Below are 17649 nucleotides of genomic sequence, written 5' to 3'. Positions count from 1 at the left end.
TCTCCTGAAGGAGGAGGCTCACGCCATGCCGCCGTTGGCGCGCACGACCTGGCCGTTGATCCAGCCGCCATCCGGGCCGGCAAGGAAGGACACCACCGAGGCGATGTCGTCCGGCGTGCCGAGGCGTTCCAGCGGATTCATCTTCGCCATCCGTTCGATCAGCTCGGGCGATTTGCCGTCGAGGAACAGGTCGGTCGCGGTCGGACCGGGTGCGACGGAATTGACCGTGATCGAGCGCCCGCGCAGTTCGCGCGAGAGCACGGCGGTCATCGCCTCCACGGCGGCCTTGGTGGCGGCATAGGGCCCGTAGGTCTCCAGCCGCAGCGGCACCACGCTGGAAGAGAAGTTGATGATGCGGCCGCCGTCGCGCAGGCGTCGGGCCGCCTCGCGCATGCCGTTGAAGCTGCCCTTGAGGTTGATGGCGACCAGGCGGTCGAAGCGGTCGTCGGCGTAGTCGGCGATCGGGTCGAGATCGAGGATGCCGGCATTGTTGACCAGCACGTCGATGGCGCCGTAACGCGCTTCGGCCGCATCGAACAGCGCGCGCATGGCGGCGGGGTCGCCGACATCGGCCTGCAGGGCTATCGCGTCGCCGCCCGCGGCGTGGATGCGGTCCACCAGGTGGTCGGCGTCGTCGCGCCGCGTGGCGTAGTTGACGATGACGGCATGGCCGTCGGCGGCCAGGCGTTCGGACACCGCGGCGCCGATGCCGCGGGAGCCGCCGGTGACGATCGCGACCGGCCGGGAGGTTGCGTTCATGGGGGTCTCCACATTCCGCCGGAGTGGCGTGGGACCACCTTATTGGCGATCTTCATCCGGATAATCGGGCACAATCCGATATCACCATTCGGATATCCGGTTAATGGATCGCTTCGATGCCATGCGGGTGTTCGCGCGGATCGTGGAACGGCGCAGCTTCACCCGCGCGGCCGACGATCTGGCCCTGCCGCGCGCCACCGTCACCGACGCCATCAAGGCACTGGAAGCCCGGCTGGGCGTGCGCCTGCTGCAACGCACGACCCGGACGGTGACGCCCACGCTCGAAGGCGAAGCCTTCTACGGCCGCTGCCTGCGCCTGATCGCCGATGTCGAGGATGCCGAGAGCGCTTTCCGCGATGTGCGCCCGCGAGGTCCGCTGCGCATCGAGGTGCACGGCACGCTCGCGCGCAACCTGCTGTTTCCCCGCCTGCCGGCCTTTCTCGACCGCTATCCGGAGATCGAGCTCGACGTCGGCGAAGGCGACCGCTATGTCGACCTGGTGCGCGAGGGCGTGGACTGCGCGGTGCGGGTGGGGGAACTGCGCGACAGCGATCTCATCGCCCGCCGGCTGACCGCGCTGCCCGAAGCCACCGCCGCATCGCCGGCCTACTGCGCACGCCACGGCACGCCGGATGCGATCGAATCGCTGCAGGCCGGCGGCCACCTCATGGTCGGCTTCCGGTCGTCGTCGCTCGGCGGGCTGTTGCCGCTGGAGTTCCAGCGCAACGGCAAGGTCGAACGGGTCGCGCTGCCGACCCGCGTGCGGGTGAGCGGCGCCGAGTCCTATGTCGGTGCCGCGTTCGCCGGGTTCGGCATCATCCAGGCGCCGCGTTACCGGCTCGACGGCTACTTCGGCGACGGCCGGCTGGTGCCGTTGCTGGACGCGTATCCGCCGCTGCCCAGCCCGGTGTCCATCGTCTACCCGAAGACGCGCCTGCCTTCGCCGCGGTTGCGGGCATTCATCGAATGGGCGCAGGACGCCCTGATGGACTGAGCAGCCCGGGTGGTACGGACCGCGCTGTCGGTGCGCAGGTTCATGGCTCCCCGAGCAGCTTCTGCCAGCCCTCGATCTGCGCCTGGTCGGCCACGCCCAGCCGGGTCAGGGACGCCACCGCGGATTCCAGCAAGGGGCGGCCTTCGCGGCTGCGGCCGGACTGGATCAGGATCTGGCCGCGCAGCGCCTGCAGCCGGTGTTCCCACCCGGGCGTGGAATCGCCGGCGGTCAGGGCAGGCACGCTGAGCCCCTCGGCCATGTCCAGGGCTTCGGCGTACCGCCCCTCTTCCGCCAGGTGCCCCGCCAGGGCATAGCGGAAGCTGTGCGCGGCCACGTTGTCCTGGCCGAAGTGGCGGCGCAGTCCGCTTTCGGCCTGGCGCAGGTAGGCCAGGCCGGCGTTGCGGTCGCCGCAGTCGTATTCCTTGAATCCCAGGTTGCCGGTCTCGATCAGCGTGGCCTGCCGTTCTTCGCCGTAGCGCTTCGCCATGCGTTCGCGCACCGTGCGCGCGATGGGCAGGGCCTTGTCGCACTGGCCGGCGTAGTCGTGGATGCTGGCGACCAGCGACATCTGCACCAGCGTGCTGTAGTCGTCGGGACCGAGGATGCGCTCGGTGGTGGCGGCGGCCGCCTGCGCGATCGGCAGCGCCTCGGCATACCGCCCCAGGTTGCGCAGGGCGCGCGCCAGCATCACCCGGTATCCGGCGACGGTGGATTCGCCGATGCGGGTCGGCGTCAGCAGCGGATCGGCCAGCACGGCCTGCAGCAGCGGAATGGCTTCGTCCGCCTTGTCGGTGCGCAACAGGCCATCGGCGATGTTGGAGCGGATCAGCGCCGCCATCGAGGCGTCGTCGGGACGCAGTGCGCGCTGCAGGGTGTCGGCGCGCCGGTGCGCCACCAGCGACGGCTCTATCTGCAGTTGCTGGAAATGGAACTGGCCACGCGCGATGGCGGCGTGCAGCGCGACCGTGTTCTCGCCGTCGAGCCGCGTCCTGCCGGCCAGTCGATCGGCCTCCTGCAACTGGCGCTCCGCCTCGGCGAAGGATTCGGGCGTGCCGGCATAGGCCAGCGTGCGCACCAGTCCGTAGCGCGCCACGAGGGTCTGTTCGTCGTCCACGCCGAAGGCGCGGCCATAGTCCTGGACGGCCTGGCGCAGGTGCCGTGCCGCGCGCTCGCGGTCGCCCAGCGTGCGCCACGCGTCGCCGAGCGCGGCGTGGATGCCGCCGCGCACGGCCGGGTCCTGGTCGAAGCGCGTCGCCAGCGGCGTGCCCGCCTTCTCCAGCATCTGCCGCACCGTGGGATCGCCCTCGAAGCCCGCGCCGCCCGGACTGAGGGCGCCGATCAGGTCGTCGCTGAGGAAGCGCGTCACCGCCTCCGCGCGCGCGGCCTGCATCGCCGCGCTTTTGCGCTGCTGTTCGCTGCGCCACCACAGCGCCGAACTGGCCAGCAGGCCGACGCTCAACATGGCGATGGTGGCGATGACCCACGGCCTGCGTGCGCGCGTGTGTTCCAGCGCGCGTTGCACGCGCCGCGCAGCGTCCGCGGCGGCCGCCTGCTGGTCCGCCCGGTCGCGGCGCTGCGCCAGCGCGGACAGCCGATCGATCAGTTCGGCCACGCTGCCCAGGCGTTGCGCGGGATCGCCATCGGTGGCGCGGCGGATGTCGTCCACCAGCAGGGGATCGTCGATGTCGCGTTCCCAGCCGGGCGCCATCGGCCGGCGCAGATCGCCGACCAGCCATTGGTAGAGCAGCACGCCCAACGCATACACGTCGCTGCGGACCGTGGCCGGCTGCCCGGCGATCAGTTCCGGCGCCAGGTACAGCGGCGTGCCGGAGCCGTCGCCGCTGTGGGCGGTGGTCACGGTCATGCCCATGCCGGTGATGCCCAGCTCGGCCAGGCGCTCCGGCTGCAGCAGGCGGCTGTTGCCGAAGTCGGTCAGGCAGGGCTGCCAGTCGTCATGGCGGCGCGCGCGCACCAGCACGTTGGCAGGCTTGATGTCCTTGTGCAGCACGCCCACGCCGTGCGCGGCGTCGACCGCCGCAGCGATGCGCAGGAAGAACGCGAGCTTGCGCGCGCGGTCCCAGCGGGCGAGCGCGCCGTGTTCCTCCGCCCACTCGGGCAGGGCCTGGCCGCCGTACTCGCACTCGAGGAAGAACGGTTCGTTCTCGAAGTTCCAGTCCAGCACGCGGACGAAGTCGTCGCGCTCGCCCAGCGTGTCGCGCAGCACGCGCATCAGCGTGGCCTCGCGCTTGATCGCCGCCAGCCGCTCGCCGCCCAGGCTGAACTTGAACACGCGCGCATCGCGCGTGCGCGGCTGCCGCGCCAGCCAGACCTCGCTGCCCAGCGTGCGGCCCAGCGCACGCTCCAGCACGAAGTGTCCGCGGCCCGGCACCGGCTGGCCGGCGCTGAAGTCGAGCGCGGTCTCCCGCCGCTGGCCCTGCGCCACCCGTTCGACCGGCCCGTCCAGGCGATAGCCCACGCGCGGGACGGTGGCGATGCGGTCCTCGCCGGCCGCGTCCAGCGCCTTGCGCAGCTTGCCCACGGCGGTGGCCAGGACATGGTCGACGGTGATCCTGCCGGTCCATACCTGGTCGAACAGTTCTTCCTTGGTCACCACCTCGCCGACGTGGCGCAGCAGCACCGACAGCACCTGCAACGGCTTGTGCTCGATGTCCACCGCCAGGCCGGCGACCCGCAGCTCGTGGCGGGCCTCGTCGAATTCGACGGTGCCGAAACGCCAGCGGTACAGCGGCACATCGGAAGAAGGAGAGGGGGCCATGCGGCCGATGATAACGCCGGTTACACGGGCGTTCGTGCCGCCGGAAGCCGCGTCATGGCGCGCTTGAAGGTTTCTTGAAAGCGCCATGAGGACGCGCGACGGGCGCCGCCACCAAGCTCCCTCCGTGCCCGGCGCCGGCCGGGGGAGAGGGGATGGACGTGAAGACCAGGGGACCAGCAGCGGGGTGGAGCGTGTATGCGTGCGGCGTGGCGCTGGCGTGGGCGTTGACGGGCACGGCGGCCGCGCAGCCTGCATCGCCCGCCCGCAGCGTGCTGGGCCCCTGGGTGGGCACCTATGTCTGCGCGCAGGGGCTGACCGGCCTGACGCTCAGCATCACCGAGGCCACGCCCACCCGCGCCAGCGCGCTGTTCCACTTCTATGCCGACCGGCGCAATCCGCGCGTGCCGACCGGCTGCTTCACGATGGACGGCACCTACGACCCCGCCAGCGGCCGACTGCAGCTCAAAGGCAAGGAGTGGCTGCTCAAGGCGAGCGGTTACCGGGTGGTGCACTTCGATGGCCATGTCGATGCCGAGGGCCGGTCTTTCACCGGCAAGGTCAGCGGTGGCACGTCGTGCAAACAGTTCGATCTCGGCCGCACGGCCCCACCGGCGACACCGCCCGCGGCGTGCGCCGTCGCCATGCCGACGATCCAGCCCGACCTTCATGATGCCGGCCGCATCGGCGATGCACTGGCCGGCGATGGTCGCGTCGACCTCAACATCCTGTTCGATTTCGCGCGCGCCACGCTGCGTCCGGACAGCCTGCCGCAGCTGGACGAGCTGGGTCGCGTACTGCAGACCCCCGCGCTTGCCGCGCGCCGCATCGGTATCCACGGGCATACCGATGCCGTCGGCGAGGCCGACGCCAACCTGCGCCTGTCGCGGCAGCGCGCGGCCACCGTGGCCGAGTACCTGGGCCGCACGTTCGGCATCGCCGCGTCGCGCCTGGACGTGCAGGGCTTCGGCGAAAGCCGGCTGAAACGGCCCGATGCGCCGGACGCGGACGCCAACCGCCGGGTCGCGGTCGTGCTGCTGGATTGAACCGCCGTGCCGTGCGCCGCGGTGGCGCACGGCGTGGTCCACCTGGAGAGGAGCGATGCCGAAGAAAACCCCGATTGCGATGCTGGCGCTGTCCGTGCTGCTGTTGTCCGCCTGTGGCGGCGGCAACGAGCTGGCCGACGGCCAGGAGGAAGCCGGCGTGCCGCTGGACGAACTGGAGCAGGCCGCTATGGCAGGGCCCGACGGACCCGCGCCGCTGCGCTGTCCGGCGAAGGTGCGCAAGACGCTGACCGGCCCCGACATCATCGGGCTGCGCCTCGGCATGACGCTGGAGGAGGCGATGGCCACCACGCGCTGCAGCCTGGGCGAAGACGCGGTGGTCACCGAAGAAAAGCGCTGGCTCGATCGCCTGGACACGCATGGCGTGGCGCTGGGCACGCAGTTCTTCACGGTCGAGAAGGGCAGCTACCGGCCCTGCAATTTCGCCAGCGAGTGGCAGGAGTGCCGGGGCAAGCTGAAGTGGGAGCACACCGACGAGATCGTCAGCGTGGCCACGCCCGGCGTGCCGGGCAAGGAAACGGCGATGGTGCTGTGGCGTACGCAGAAGTTCCGCGACGGCCAGATGCCGTCGGTGGATGCCACGCTGCAGGCGCTGACCGCCAAGTACGGGCAGCCGCAGGTGCGCGAGAACAACGATTCGCCGCGCGGCTACTCGGCCGGCACGCGTGACCTGCAGTGGATCTACGACCGCGCCGGCAATCCGTTGTCGGAGGCCAATCCGCTGTTCGGTCGCTGCCGCAATGGCGTTTCGGGGGGAGCCGACACCGCCAGTGCGCGCTGGACCGAGGGCTGCGGCCTGAACATCAGCGCACGCGTGGTGCTGAGCGGCAGCAATCCCGGCCTGGCGATGGAACTGCACACCGCGATGATCCAGCAGAGCGACACCTACGCGCATGTCGAAGGCCTGCAGGCGGAACTGCAGCGCATCGGCCAGCAACGGCGCGATGCCGAAGTGAAGGAGGCCGGCGATGCCAGCGATGTCCGCCTCTGACGCGCGCAGGCGCGCGCCTGCCTGCCTGGTCCTCGCACTGACCGTCGCGCTCGCCGCCTGCGACGGCGGGCAAGCGGAGGGCGAGACCGCATCGGCGTCGGTGTCGACGGCGCAGGAGGCCGGCACATCGCCCGTGGCGGCATCGCCCGAGGCACCCGCGTCGGCGGACAAGGCCGCCGACGCATCGGACGCACCGGCGGCGCCCCGTTTCGGCGACCGCCAGCTCGACCATCCCGACGACCTGCAGATCCTGATGCTGGCCTACCGGCTGGAAGGGCGCGTGCCGCCGATCGACGAGTGGGCCGCGACGCAGTCGCGCGTGGCCTACGCCGACGAATTCAAGCGTCCCGCGCTGCTGAAGGAGGAACAGGAGCGGCTGCAGGGCATCTACGACGGCACGGCCGACGTCGGCCGCCTGCGGATGAACGTCAACGCGCGCTTCGGCGAGTACGACGCCGGCCGCGGCGGCTACTACCTGGATGCGTTCATGCCGGGCAGCGCGTTCAACTTCAGCGTGCAGCCTTCGCCATCGGCCGGCACCCAGCAGATCAGCCTGCAGGTGGACAACCCGGAGGAGCTGAACTTCTGGCCGTTGGACGCGGCGGCGGCGCAGGACGTGCTGGTACGCAACAGCGGGATGCGCAGCGTGGTGCTGGACAGCCGCTTCGTGATCACCGGCATCAGCCGGCGCAACGACGGACGGGTCATCAGCGCGCGCCTGGCCGGCTACGCGATCGGCAGCGACCACTACAACAAGGCTGCGACCTTCGGCGAGTTGCGGTTCGACGGCAAGGGAGCGGACTGACATGACCTGCTGGCGCAAGGCGATGCTGGCGGTGCTGGTGCTGTTGCTCTCCGCATGCGGCGACGCGGTGACGGGCACCTATGAGGACTCCATGGGGCTGACGCGGCTGCGCTTCGAGCGGGGCGGTGCGGTGGTGCAGTCGTCGCAGCTGGGCGGCGTGGACAGGCAGATGCGTTACGCCGTGGACGGCGACCGCATCCGGCTGCGCCATCCCGAGGTCGACGGCGCGACGCTGGTGCTCACGCGCGTGGACGACGACACGCTGTCCGGCCCGATGGGCGTGACCTACCGACGCGTGGCCGACTGAGGCCCCGCGGACACCCTGCCGCGCGCCAGGCGCGGCACCCCTGCAATCCAACGAGGAGACACGACGATGCGGGACTGGCTGTACTTCGACGCGATGGTGACGCCCAAGATCATCACCTTCATCTACTGGATCCTGCTGGCCGGCGCCGCCGTCTCCGGACTGGTCCTGATGGTCAAGGGCTTCGGCCTGATGCGTTACTCGGGATTCGCGGGCTTCGGCATGATCGTGGCCGCCCCGATCCTGGCGGTGCTGTCCGCCCTGCTGGCGCGCATCTACTGCGAAATCATGATCGTGCTGTTCAAGATCAACGAAGCGCTGCAGGACATCCGCCGGAAGTAAGGCGCGCACGACGACCCGGCAGCGGACGCAGGGTCCGCTGCCGCCATCTTCATTCACAGGGGACAAGGCCATGACGGCAAGCATCGCGTATCGACGTACCACACCCTCTTTGTCAGCACAGGACATGCCTGCAAGGCAGGCGATGCGGTTGGCCCGGTGCCTGATGGCGCTGTCGCTGCTGCTCGTGCTGCCGCAGCCCGGCCTTGCCGTGGACCGTGGCCGGCAGGTCGTCGTCACCAAACCCGACGATGCGGCACGGTTGATGGATGCCGTGGAGAACGCGGTCTGGGCGGCCGACGGCACGCCGGCCTCCAAGGCTGTGTACGTGGTCTACAGCACGGATTGCGCGTGGAGCAAGCGACTGTTCGACGACACCCGCGCGCTGGCCGGCAACGTGCAGTTGCGCTGGATCCCGGTGGCGGGCAGCACGGCGGCGTCGGTGGTGGCGGGACGCGACGCGGCGAGCGTCGCCAACGCGTTCGCCGGCCGCGCTGCACGCGCAGGCGATGCCAGCGCCCAGCGCGCACTGGTCTACAACCACGGCGTGATGGACAGCATCACCTACCAGTTGCGGCCTTACGACCGCTCCAAGACCTTCGCGTTCCCCACGCTGGTGTATCGCAGCGGCAAGAGCGTCAAGGTGGTCGCCGGCAATCCGCGCAACCTCGCCGCGTTGTCTTCCGAGGTGTTGAACGAGCCACGTGCCGCGTCGCTGGTGCCGGCCGGCATCGCACTGTCGGCGCAGCCGGCGACGCTGCTGCGCAGTCGCAACCTGCCCAAGTGGGCGCACCTCAACGAAACGCCGATGATGTTCCGCGCGGCGCCGTCGCCGCAGGCACCGGTCATCGACGATCTGGACAAGGACTTCCTGGTGCCGGTCAGCGGCATCGTCGGCACGACCGGCTGGATCGAGGTCGCGCCGTGGGGCCTGGACAAGCGCAAGGCCTACGTGCACGACCCGCTGATGGCGCGCATGGCGCTGCTGGATTACCGCGTCAAGCCGCAGGGCGGGCAATGGCAGGCGCTGGCGACCGTGCAGGTACGGGAATTCCCGGACATGGCAGCGCATGTCCTGGAAACCTTGCCGCCGGGCGTGCGTTACCGTCGCAGCGGTGTGGTCGAACACGCGGGCCGCGTGTGGGACCAGATCGTGCTGTATGCCGACGGTGCCGTGGGCTACGTAGCGCGGTGACCTCGATGAAAGCCCCCGCCGGCCGTGGCGCCTGGTCGCGCGTGGCGGTCGTGCTGTGGCTGGTCGCGGGCGGAGCGGGGGCGGCCGGCCCCGACGAGGCCAGCCTGCGGTACTACCCCAGCGTGGAGCAGGTGCAGGCGGACGTGGAAGCGGCGTCTCCCGGCCGCCCGCCGGGAGAGGTCGATGGGCGCATCGCCGGCCATCACCTGCTGCTGGCCGAGGTACTGGAAGCTTCCTGGGGCGGCAGGTACGGCCCCGACGCGTTTGAACATCGCGCACCCCACCGCGCGAAGCGACTGCGGGAGACCTATCTGCAGGCCCATGCCGCCGTCCGCGCACGCAGGTGGCCGGCGAAGCAACCCGAGTGCACCGGTCGCACGGTGGCCGAGCAGGTCGCCCTGGGCACCTGCGCCCGGGTGAACTACATGGAAGCCGAGAGCAGGCAGCAACATGATGTCGCCGAGGTCCGGCAGGTCGCCGAGCGCTACTTTCCGGCGGAGTACCGGGAGGTCTTCGTCGCGCATTCGCCTGCACAAGGCCTGGCCGATACCAAGGCCAGGGCCGTGCAGCAGCGCGAAGCGAAGCAGCGTGCGGACGACGCCAGCCGCGCATCGGCGCGGCAGAAGGCCATGGCGCGCCGCGTGGTCGCCGGAGGCATCCTGTTCCTGTTGCTGGTTCCGCTGGCGCTCTTTGCGCTGCTGATCGCGCGCGCCCGACGCCACCGTCGGCGCGATACCAGCACGCTGACCCGGATCGCTTCGACAGACGATCTGCATCTGTTCGCGGCGTTCGGTCGGGTGACGGATGCGCAGCGCCATACCACCACGCATGTCACCACGACGACCGACAATGTGTATGTCCATCCCGACAGCTACCAGTCGCGGGCGCCGTCGACGACCACGACGGTCACCACCACGCAGCATCTGGCGCTGTCCGTCAGCACCGACTATGGCCGGGAACTGCAGGAGCGCTTCGTCGATCTTCGGCTCGCCGTCAGGCCCGGCCACCGCGTCGCCATCGTCTACGGCGGCGACACGCGGTCGCGTCAGGGTGTGGCGGTCGCGGTGGTGAACCTGGACACGCGGGAGGTGGCGGTCGATACCCGGCAGGCACGGGCCATCGCGTCACGGCTCCCGCTGCTCAAGGCGGCGTTCTGGGGCCTTTCCCTGGCGGCCGCCGGCACGGCGGTGGACCTGGCGGCCGGCCTCTTCGTGTTAACCCTGCCTGCGCTGGCCCTCGGCGCGATGGTCGCGCTGCTGCTCGCCTTCGCCTGGCAGCGGTCGTTGTGGGCCAACATCCGTGGGCGGATAGAGGCCTACGCCCGGCATCTGGCGACGACACACTGAAGGCCGTCGCGGCGGTGGAAGAGCGGGGACATCGGGGCGTGCTCCGCAGCTCCGGCCGCTGACGGAGCTGCGGCAACGGGCGTCAGCCCCTCGGCTTCGGCGACGCTTTCTTCCGCGGGGTTTTCGCCGGCGTCGCGGCCGGTGGCCTGAGGCTGTGCGCCTTGCCCTGCTGGGCGAGGCTCTCTTCGCCGTGCAGCGTCATCAGCGATTCCATCAGCTGTTCGTCCGAACTCGAACACACGCCGAGCAGCAGCACCTCGTCGCAACCTTCGGCGGCGATGTAGGCGTGGCCCATGTTGGAGTCGATGTAGACCGACTGGCCGGTCTCCAGCACGATCGGGTCGTAGAACTCGGTGTGCACTTCCATCCTGCCCTCGAGGACGTGGATGTATTCCTCACCGGAGTGGTGGACCAGCGCGCCGAACTCCTCGATGGTCTTGGCGCGCACGCGGGTGAGCACCGGGATCATGCGCTTGCGCCGCAGCTCGGGGCACAGGTAGTAGTAATCGTAGTTGGGCGTGGTGACGCGGATCGCGTCCTCGATGCGGCCGATACTGCGGCGCGCGGTCACCGGCGGCTCCACCGTCTCCACGTCTTCGGCGAACAGCTCCGACATCCGCAGCTGCAGGCGCTGCGCCAGTTGCAGCAGCTTGTCGTAGGTCAGCGTCAGGCGGTCGTGCTCGACCTTGGACAGGGTGGAGAGCGGAATGCCCGAATGCTCGCTCATCTGCTTGAGCGTCCATCCCTTGCGTGCGCGCAGCGAGCGCAGCAGGCCGCCGATGGTGGGGTGATGTGACGTCATCCTTGCGGGATCTCCTGGGACCCGGGTGCTTCTGCTGGCGTGTCCAGCACGGCGGCATGATCGCCTTCCGCCATGGTCAGTGGAAAGAGTCGCCGGCTCGGAGCGTTCCCGCCCACGACTTTCGGCACGGGTTGACAATTCTCTGATTGGGATCATTATCGCCGAATCAGGATATATCCGCCAGCCGGCTGCGGACCTCGCCGGCCCCGCTCCATCGCCTCAGTCGGGAGATCACTCGATGCGTTCGATTCACCAGATCCTGTGCGGCGCCGCGTTGACCGCGCTGGTGGCCGTGCCGCTGCTGGCGCAGGACGCCGCCGTTCCGCCCGCGCCGGTTCCCGCCACGTCGCCGGCGCCCGCCGCCGCAGTGCCTGCCGCGAGCGACGCGCCGGCCGGTGCGCCCGCACTCACCCGCGAAGACGTGGGGGCCTGGCTCGACGGCTTCATGCCGTATGCCCTGGCCAACGGCGACATCGCCGGCGCCGTCGTGGTGGTGGTGAAGGACGGCCAGGTGCTGGTGCAGAAGGGCTACGGCTACGCCGATCTGGCCACGCGCACGCCGGTCGATCCCGACGCCACCCTGTTCCGCCCCGGCTCGGTGTCCAAGCTGTTCACCTGGACGGCGGTGATGCAGCTGGTCGGGCAGGGCAAGCTGGACCTGGACGCCGACGTCAACCAGTACCTCGACTTCGAGATCCCGGAACGCAACGGCAAGCCGGTCACCCTGCGCCAGGTGATGACGCACACCACCGGCATGGAGGAGCAGATCCGCGGGCTGATCACGGCGAAGGAGGACGAGATCACCCCGCTCGGCGACGCGCTGAAGCACTGGACGCCGCAACGCATCCACGTGCCTGGTGCCACGCCCGCGTATTCCAACTATGCCACCGCGCTGGCCGGCTACATCGTCGAACGCGTCTCGGGCCAGTCCTTCGACGACTATCTCGACGCGAACATCTTCAAGCCGCTGGGCATGACCCGGTCCAGCTTCCGCCAGCCGCTGCCGCCGGCACTGCTCGCCGGCATGTCGAAGGGCTATGCCAAGGCGTCGGACGGCGAAGCCAAGGACTACGAGTTCATCAGCCTGGCGCCGGCCGGCAGCCTGGCCGCCACCGGCACGGACATGGCGAAGTTCATGATCGCCCACCTGCAGGACGGCGCGTTCGGCGAGGCGCGCATCCTGGATGCCGCCACCGCGCAGACGATGCACGGCACCGGGCAGGCCTCGGTCGGTCCACTGAACCGCATGATGCTCGGCTTCTACGAGACCTCGGTGAACGGGCATCGCGCCATTTCGCATGGCGGCGACACCCAGTGGTTCCACAGCGACCTGCAATTGTTCCTGGATGACGGCATCGGTCTGTTCGTATCGATGAACAGCGCCGGCCGCGACGGTGCGACCGGCCATATCCGCTATGCGCTGTCGCGCGGTTTCGCCGACCGTTACCTGCCCGGCACGCCGGCGAAGGCGGCGGGCGTGTCGAAGGAAGACGCCAAGGTGCATGCCGCGCAGCTCGCGGGCACGTACACCAGCAGCCGCCGTCCGGACAGCAATTTCGTATCGCTGGCCAACCTGCTGGGGCCGATCAAGGTCGTCGCCAACGAGGACGGCACCATCAGCGTGACCGCCGCGATGGGTCCGAACGGCGTGCCGAAGAAGTGGCGCGAAATCGCGCCCTACCTGTGGCAGGACACCATCAGCACCGACCGCCTGGCCGCCGATGTCGTGGACGGCAAGGTCACCCGTTTCAGCATGGAGCCGTACGCGCCGATCATGGTGTTCGAGCGGCTGTCGGCCTGGCGCGCGCTGTCGATGCCGCTGCTGGTCGCCAGCCTGGCGATCGTGCTGCTGACGGTCATCGCTTGGCCGGTGTCGGCGCTGGTGCGGCGCTACTACGGCGTGCGCTATGCCTTGAGCGGCATCGATGCGCGGGCGCACCGGCTGGTGCGGATCGGCGCACTGCTGTCGCTGCTGGCGACCGCGGCGGCGCTGGGCCTGGTGGTCGGCATGCTCAGCAAGCTGGAAATGACCAGCCCCGGCACCGACGGCCTGATCATCGCCATGCGCCTGTTCGCCACCCTCGCGCTGCCGCTGGGCGCCGCCATCGCGGTCTGGAATGCATGGCATGTGCTGCGCGGACGCCGCAAGTGGCTGGCCAAGCTGTGGGCGGTGCTGCTGGCGCTGGCCTGCCTGTTCCTGCTGTGGATCGGCATCGCGCACCACGTCGTCGGCTTCGGCGCGAACTACTGATCCGCCACGGCCGGCGATCCCATCGCCGGCCATTCCTGCGTCCTTCTTCCCGCACGAGGCCGTCGTGTCCCTTCGACTCGAACTGCACAACGAACCCCTGCCGATGTCGGCGCCGTTCCGCATCGCCGGGCATGTGTTCGAGGCGATGCCGGCGACGGTGGTGACGCTGCGCGACGGCGATCGCATCGGTCGCGGCGAGGCGGCCGGCGTGTACTACAACGACGATCATCCGGACACGATGATCGTCACGCTGGAGGCGCTGCGTCCGCGCATCGAAGCCGGCCTGGAGCGCGCATCGCTGCGCGATCTGCTGCCGCCCGGCGGCGCCCGCAATGCGCTCGACGCCGCGCTGTGGGAACTGGAGGCGCAGCGCACCGGTGAGCCGGTGTGGCGGCTGGCCGGACTCGACGGCGTGCGCCCGTTGCTCACTACCTTCACCGTGGGCGCCGACGACCCCGCCGTCATGGCCGATCGCGCCGCCGCCTACGTGCAGGGCCCGATGCAGGCGCGCGCCGTGAAGCTGAAACTCACCGGCGACGCGACACTGGATGCCGCACGCGTGCACGCGGTGCGGGCGCGCTGCACGGAGGCCTGGATCGGCGTCGACGCCAACCAGGGCTACGACGGCACGACCTTGCCGGACCTGATTCCCGCACTGGTCCAGGCGCGCGTGTCGCTGCTGGAGCAGCCCTGCGTGCGTGGCCGCGAACACGAACTCGACGGCATCGAGCGTGCGCTGCCGTTCGCCGCCGACGAAAGCATCCTCGATCTCGCGGAACTGGAGGCGCGCCACCACCGCTTCGATGTCATCAACATCAAGCTGGACAAATGCGGCGGGCTGACCGAGGGCCTGATGATGGCGCGCCGCGCGCGCGAACTCGGCAAGCAGGTGATGGTGGGCAACATGTGCGGCACCAGCCTGGCGGCGGCGCCGGCCTTCATGCTGGGGCAGTTCTGCGACATCGTCGATCTGGACGGGCCGATCTTCCTGAAACAGGACCGGTTGCCCGGTGTGGCGTATGCCGACGGTCGCATCGACTGCCCCGACGCGGTCTGGGGGGCCGTCGGCATCGGCATGATCTCGGCGCCCGCCAGCTCGCTGATCCCCGCCGACAACGCGTTCGCCCTGCTGGCGGTGTTCTTCGCGCTCGCCGTGATCGGCGCGTCGCTGGAGAAGACGAAGCTCGGGCGGCGCGTCTCCGGGGTGATGTTCGTCATCGCGCTCGCCATCCTGCTGTCGCACTTCGACATCATCCCGGCCTCGGCGCCTGCCTACGATCTCATCTGGACCTATCTCGTCCCGCTGGCGATCGCGCTGTTCCTGCTGCGCGCCGATCTCTTCAGCATCGTGGTGGAAGGCGGGCGCACGCTGGTGGCGTTCCTGTTCGGCGCCGCCGGCGTGGTGGCCGGCGCCTGGCTGGGCGCGCAGCTGCTGGACCTGGGCCCGTTCGGTGCGCAGTACGCGGCCGTGTTCAGCGCGACCTACGTCGGCGGTTCGATCAACTTCGCGGCCGTGGCCGAAGCCATCGGTTTCCGCGACCCCACCGCGCTGGCGGCGGGCGTGGCGATCGACAACGTGATCGGCCTGTCCTATCTGGTGATGGCGGGCGCCGCGGCATCGTGGGCCATGTTCACGCGCCGCTTCGCATGGCGCGCGGACACCCTGGTCGATGCCGTCGTCGAGGCCGACGACGTGCGCCGCGTGCCGACCGTCATCGACCTGGCGTTGGCGCTGGGGCTGTCGTCGCTGGCCTGCGCGGCCGGCAATGCGATCGCCGCCGCGCTGGGGCAGGCGAGCTACGCGATCCTCTACATCACGCTGCTGATGGTGGCGATCGCCACCCTGGGACGGCGCTGGCTGAAGGCGATCGCGGGGCCGGAACTGGCGGCCACGCTGTTCATGTACCTGTTCTTCGCCCTGCTGGGTGCCGGCGCGGACATCGGCGCGATGCTGGGCGCGGCGCCGGCGCTGTTCGGCTACGTGCTGATCATCTTCGCCACGCATGTGGTCTTCATGCTGCTGGCGGCGCGGCTGTTCAAGCTCAACTACGGCGAGATCATCATCGCGTCCACGGCCTGCATCGGAGGACCGCCGATCTCGATCGCCTATGCCGTGCTGTTCGGCTGGCGCAAGCTGGCGGTGCCTGCGGTGGCGACGGGCGTGCTGGGTTATGCCCTCGGGAATTTCGTGGGGATCGGCGTGTTCGAGATGCTGGGGCCTTGAGACGGGCCGCATCCGGCATTGACCCTGGCGGCGGGCGCTGCGGCCGCTCGTTCGCGCTATCTGGAATCGACTGGAGGACAACGATGCATCGACTGCCTGTTTCCGTGATGGCTTCCCTCATCGCCGTGGCGCTCGCGTGCTGCGCGAGCGGTACGGTAGGCGCGGCCGATGCGCCGCGCTACGACCTGCTGATCCGCAACGGCGTGGTGTACGACGGCAGCGGCCGTGCGCCGCAGCGCGTCGACGTGGCCGTGCGCGGCGACCGCATCGTGGCGTGGCTGCCTGCCGGGCAGTCCGCCGAGGCGGCGCAGGTGCTCGATGCGAAAGGCAGGGCGGTGTCGCCGGGCTTCATCAACGTGCTGAGCTGGGCCACCGAGTCGCTGATCGCGGATGGCCGCGGCGTCAGCGATACCAAGCAGGGCGTGACGCTGGAGATCTTCGGCGAAGGCTGGTCGATGGGGCCGGTCACCCCACGCATGAAGGCGGACGCGCTGAAACAGCAGGGCGACATCCGCTACGACATCCCGTGGACCACGCTGGGCGGCTACCTGGAGCATCTGGAGCAGCGCGGCATCACGCCGAACGTGGCGTCCTTCATCGGCGCGACCACCGTGCGCATCCACGAACTGGGCGAGGACGACGTGGACCCCACCCCGGAACAGCTGGCGCGCATGCAGGACGTGGTGCGGCAGGCGATGCGCGAAGGTGCGCTGGGCGTGGGCAGCTCGCTGATCTATCCGCCGGCCGCATTCGCCGAGACGCCGGAACTGATCGCGCTGGCGCAGGCGGCGGGGGAATCCGGCGGCGGCTACGTGTCGCACATGCGCAGCGAGGCCGACCGCTTCCTCGAAGCCATCGACGAGACCATCGCGATCGCGCGAGCCACCGGCCAGCGCGCCGAGGTCTACCACCTGAAGGCGGCCGGCGAGAAGAACTGGCCGAAGATGCAGCAGGCCATCGACCGCATCGCCGCGGCGCGCGCCGACGGCCTGAAGGTCAGTGCCGACATGTACGTGTACACCGCCGGCGCCACCGGCCTGACCGCCAGCCTGCCGCCGTGGGTGCAGGCCGGCGGCCATGACGCGATGATCCGGCGGCTGAAGGATCCCGCCACGCGTGCGCGCGTGATCGCCGAGATGCGCGATCCCGATGCGCCCTGGGAAAACCTGCGCCTGCTCGCCGGCTCGGACGAGCGGCTGCTGCTGATCGAGTTCAAGAGCGAGGCGCTGAAGCCGCTGGGCGGCAAGACGCTGGCGGCCATCGCGCGCGAACGCGGCACGTCGCCGGAAGACACGGCGATCGACCTGATCATCGAGGACGACCACCGCATCGGCACCGCCTACTTCCTGATGAGCGAAGAGAACATCGAGCTGGGCCTGAAGCAGCCCTGGGTCAGCCTGGGCTCCGATGCCGAATCGTCCGCACCGGAAGGCGTGTTCCTGAAATCCAGCACGCATCCGCGCGCCTACGGCAACGTCGCGCGCTTCCTCGGCCATTACGTGCGCGATCGCGGGCTGATGCCGCTGGAGGAGGGCATCCATCGCCTCACCGGGCTGCCGGCGGCGAACTGGAAGCTGACCGACCGCGGCTGCCTGCGCGTCGGCTGCCATGCCGACATCGTCGTCTTCGACCCCGCCACCATCACCGACCACGCCACCTACGACCGCCCGCAGCAGTACGCCAGCGGCGTCAGCGAGGTCTTCGTCAACGGCGTGCAGGTGCTGCGCGCGGGCGAACACACCGGCGCCACGCCGGGCCGCGTGGTGCGCGGCCCGGGCTGGATGCGGTCGGCGGAATAGGAC

General features: G+C 69.9%; 14 protein-coding genes. 11 read left to right on the top strand and 3 right to left on the bottom strand.

Going from position 1 to position 17649, the window contains the following annotated elements:
• Window positions 1–18: 18 nt before the first annotated feature.
• Entirely contained in the window at window positions 19–759 is a 741-nt protein-coding gene (locus VGN58_RS15110; protein WP_327484000.1) for an SDR family oxidoreductase, read from the bottom strand.
• Window positions 760–862: 103 nt separating this feature from the next.
• Between VGN58_RS15110 and VGN58_RS15105 the strand changes: the two genes are divergently transcribed.
• The gene (locus tag VGN58_RS15105; protein WP_327483999.1) at window positions 863–1753 is read left to right on the top strand and encodes a LysR family transcriptional regulator; all 891 of its coding nucleotides are present in this window, start codon (window positions 863–865) and stop codon (window positions 1751–1753) included.
• Between the two features lie 40 nt (window positions 1754–1793).
• Here VGN58_RS15105 and VGN58_RS15100 read toward each other — a convergent pair whose 3' ends face one another.
• Window positions 1794–4529 carry a protein kinase domain-containing protein gene (locus VGN58_RS15100; protein ID WP_327483998.1) on the bottom strand — a complete coding sequence of 912 codons (2736 nt, stop codon included), beginning with the start codon at window positions 4527–4529 and terminating at the stop codon, window positions 1794–1796.
• 152 nt (window positions 4530–4681) lie between these two features.
• Between VGN58_RS15100 and VGN58_RS15095 the strand changes: the two genes are divergently transcribed.
• From VGN58_RS15095 to VGN58_RS15065, 7 genes are all read left to right on the top strand, one after another.
• Complete coding sequence (locus tag VGN58_RS15095) at window positions 4682–5572, top strand: OmpA family protein (RefSeq protein WP_327483997.1); 891 nt, start codon at window positions 4682–4684, stop codon at window positions 5570–5572.
• Window positions 5573–5627: 55 nt separating this feature from the next.
• Entirely contained in the window at window positions 5628–6581 is a 954-nt protein-coding gene (locus tag VGN58_RS15090) for a hypothetical protein (protein ID WP_327483996.1), read from the top strand.
• Complete coding sequence (locus VGN58_RS15085; protein ID WP_327483995.1) at window positions 6568–7386, top strand: hypothetical protein; 819 nt, start codon at window positions 6568–6570, stop codon at window positions 7384–7386. The genes VGN58_RS15090 and VGN58_RS15085 overlap by 14 nt, the downstream gene beginning before the upstream one ends.
• Before the next feature lies 1 nt (window position 7387).
• On the top strand, window positions 7388–7693 hold the full coding sequence (locus tag VGN58_RS15080; RefSeq protein WP_327483994.1) for a hypothetical protein: 306 nt from the start codon (window positions 7388–7390) through the stop codon (window positions 7691–7693).
• 66 nt (window positions 7694–7759) lie between these two features.
• Window positions 7760–8032 (top strand): DUF4282 domain-containing protein, encoded by a 273-nt coding sequence (locus VGN58_RS15075; RefSeq protein WP_327483993.1) that lies wholly within the window; start codon window positions 7760–7762, stop codon window positions 8030–8032.
• 124 nt (window positions 8033–8156) lie between these two features.
• On the top strand, window positions 8157–9224 hold the full coding sequence (locus VGN58_RS15070) for a hypothetical protein (protein WP_327483992.1): 1068 nt from the start codon (window positions 8157–8159) through the stop codon (window positions 9222–9224).
• A 5-nt stretch (window positions 9225–9229) separates the two neighbouring features.
• Complete coding sequence (locus VGN58_RS15065; RefSeq protein ID WP_327483991.1) at window positions 9230–10570, top strand: hypothetical protein; 1341 nt, start codon at window positions 9230–9232, stop codon at window positions 10568–10570.
• A gap of 82 nt (window positions 10571–10652) precedes the next feature.
• On the opposite strand, the gene VGN58_RS15060 is transcribed toward VGN58_RS15065, so the two are convergent.
• Entirely contained in the window at window positions 10653–11372 is a 720-nt protein-coding gene (locus tag VGN58_RS15060; protein ID WP_327483990.1) for an XRE family transcriptional regulator, read from the bottom strand.
• A 238-nt stretch (window positions 11373–11610) separates the two neighbouring features.
• On the opposite strand from VGN58_RS15060, the gene VGN58_RS15055 reads away from it, so the two are divergent.
• The 3 genes from VGN58_RS15055 to VGN58_RS15045 all read left to right on the top strand — a co-directional run bounded on the left by VGN58_RS15055 (window position 11611) and on the right by VGN58_RS15045 (window position 17646).
• The gene (locus VGN58_RS15055; protein ID WP_327483989.1) at window positions 11611–13623 is read left to right on the top strand and encodes a serine hydrolase domain-containing protein; all 2013 of its coding nucleotides are present in this window, start codon (window positions 11611–11613) and stop codon (window positions 13621–13623) included.
• 64 nt (window positions 13624–13687) lie between these two features.
• Window positions 13688–15847 (top strand): DUF819 family protein, encoded by a 2160-nt coding sequence (locus tag VGN58_RS15050; protein ID WP_327483988.1) that lies wholly within the window; start codon window positions 13688–13690, stop codon window positions 15845–15847.
• A gap of 107 nt (window positions 15848–15954) precedes the next feature.
• Complete coding sequence (locus VGN58_RS15045; protein ID WP_327483987.1) at window positions 15955–17646, top strand: N-acyl-D-amino-acid deacylase family protein; 1692 nt, start codon at window positions 15955–15957, stop codon at window positions 17644–17646.
• The last annotated feature ends 3 nt before the right edge of the window (window positions 17647–17649 follow it).

The sequence above is a fragment of the Pseudoxanthomonas sp. genome, assembly GCF_035999195.1.
Lineage (GTDB): Bacteria > Pseudomonadota > Gammaproteobacteria > Xanthomonadales > Xanthomonadaceae > Pseudoxanthomonas_A.
Note: the sequence above shows the minus strand (reverse complement) of the source record. Positions and strands in the feature narration are given on the sequence as shown.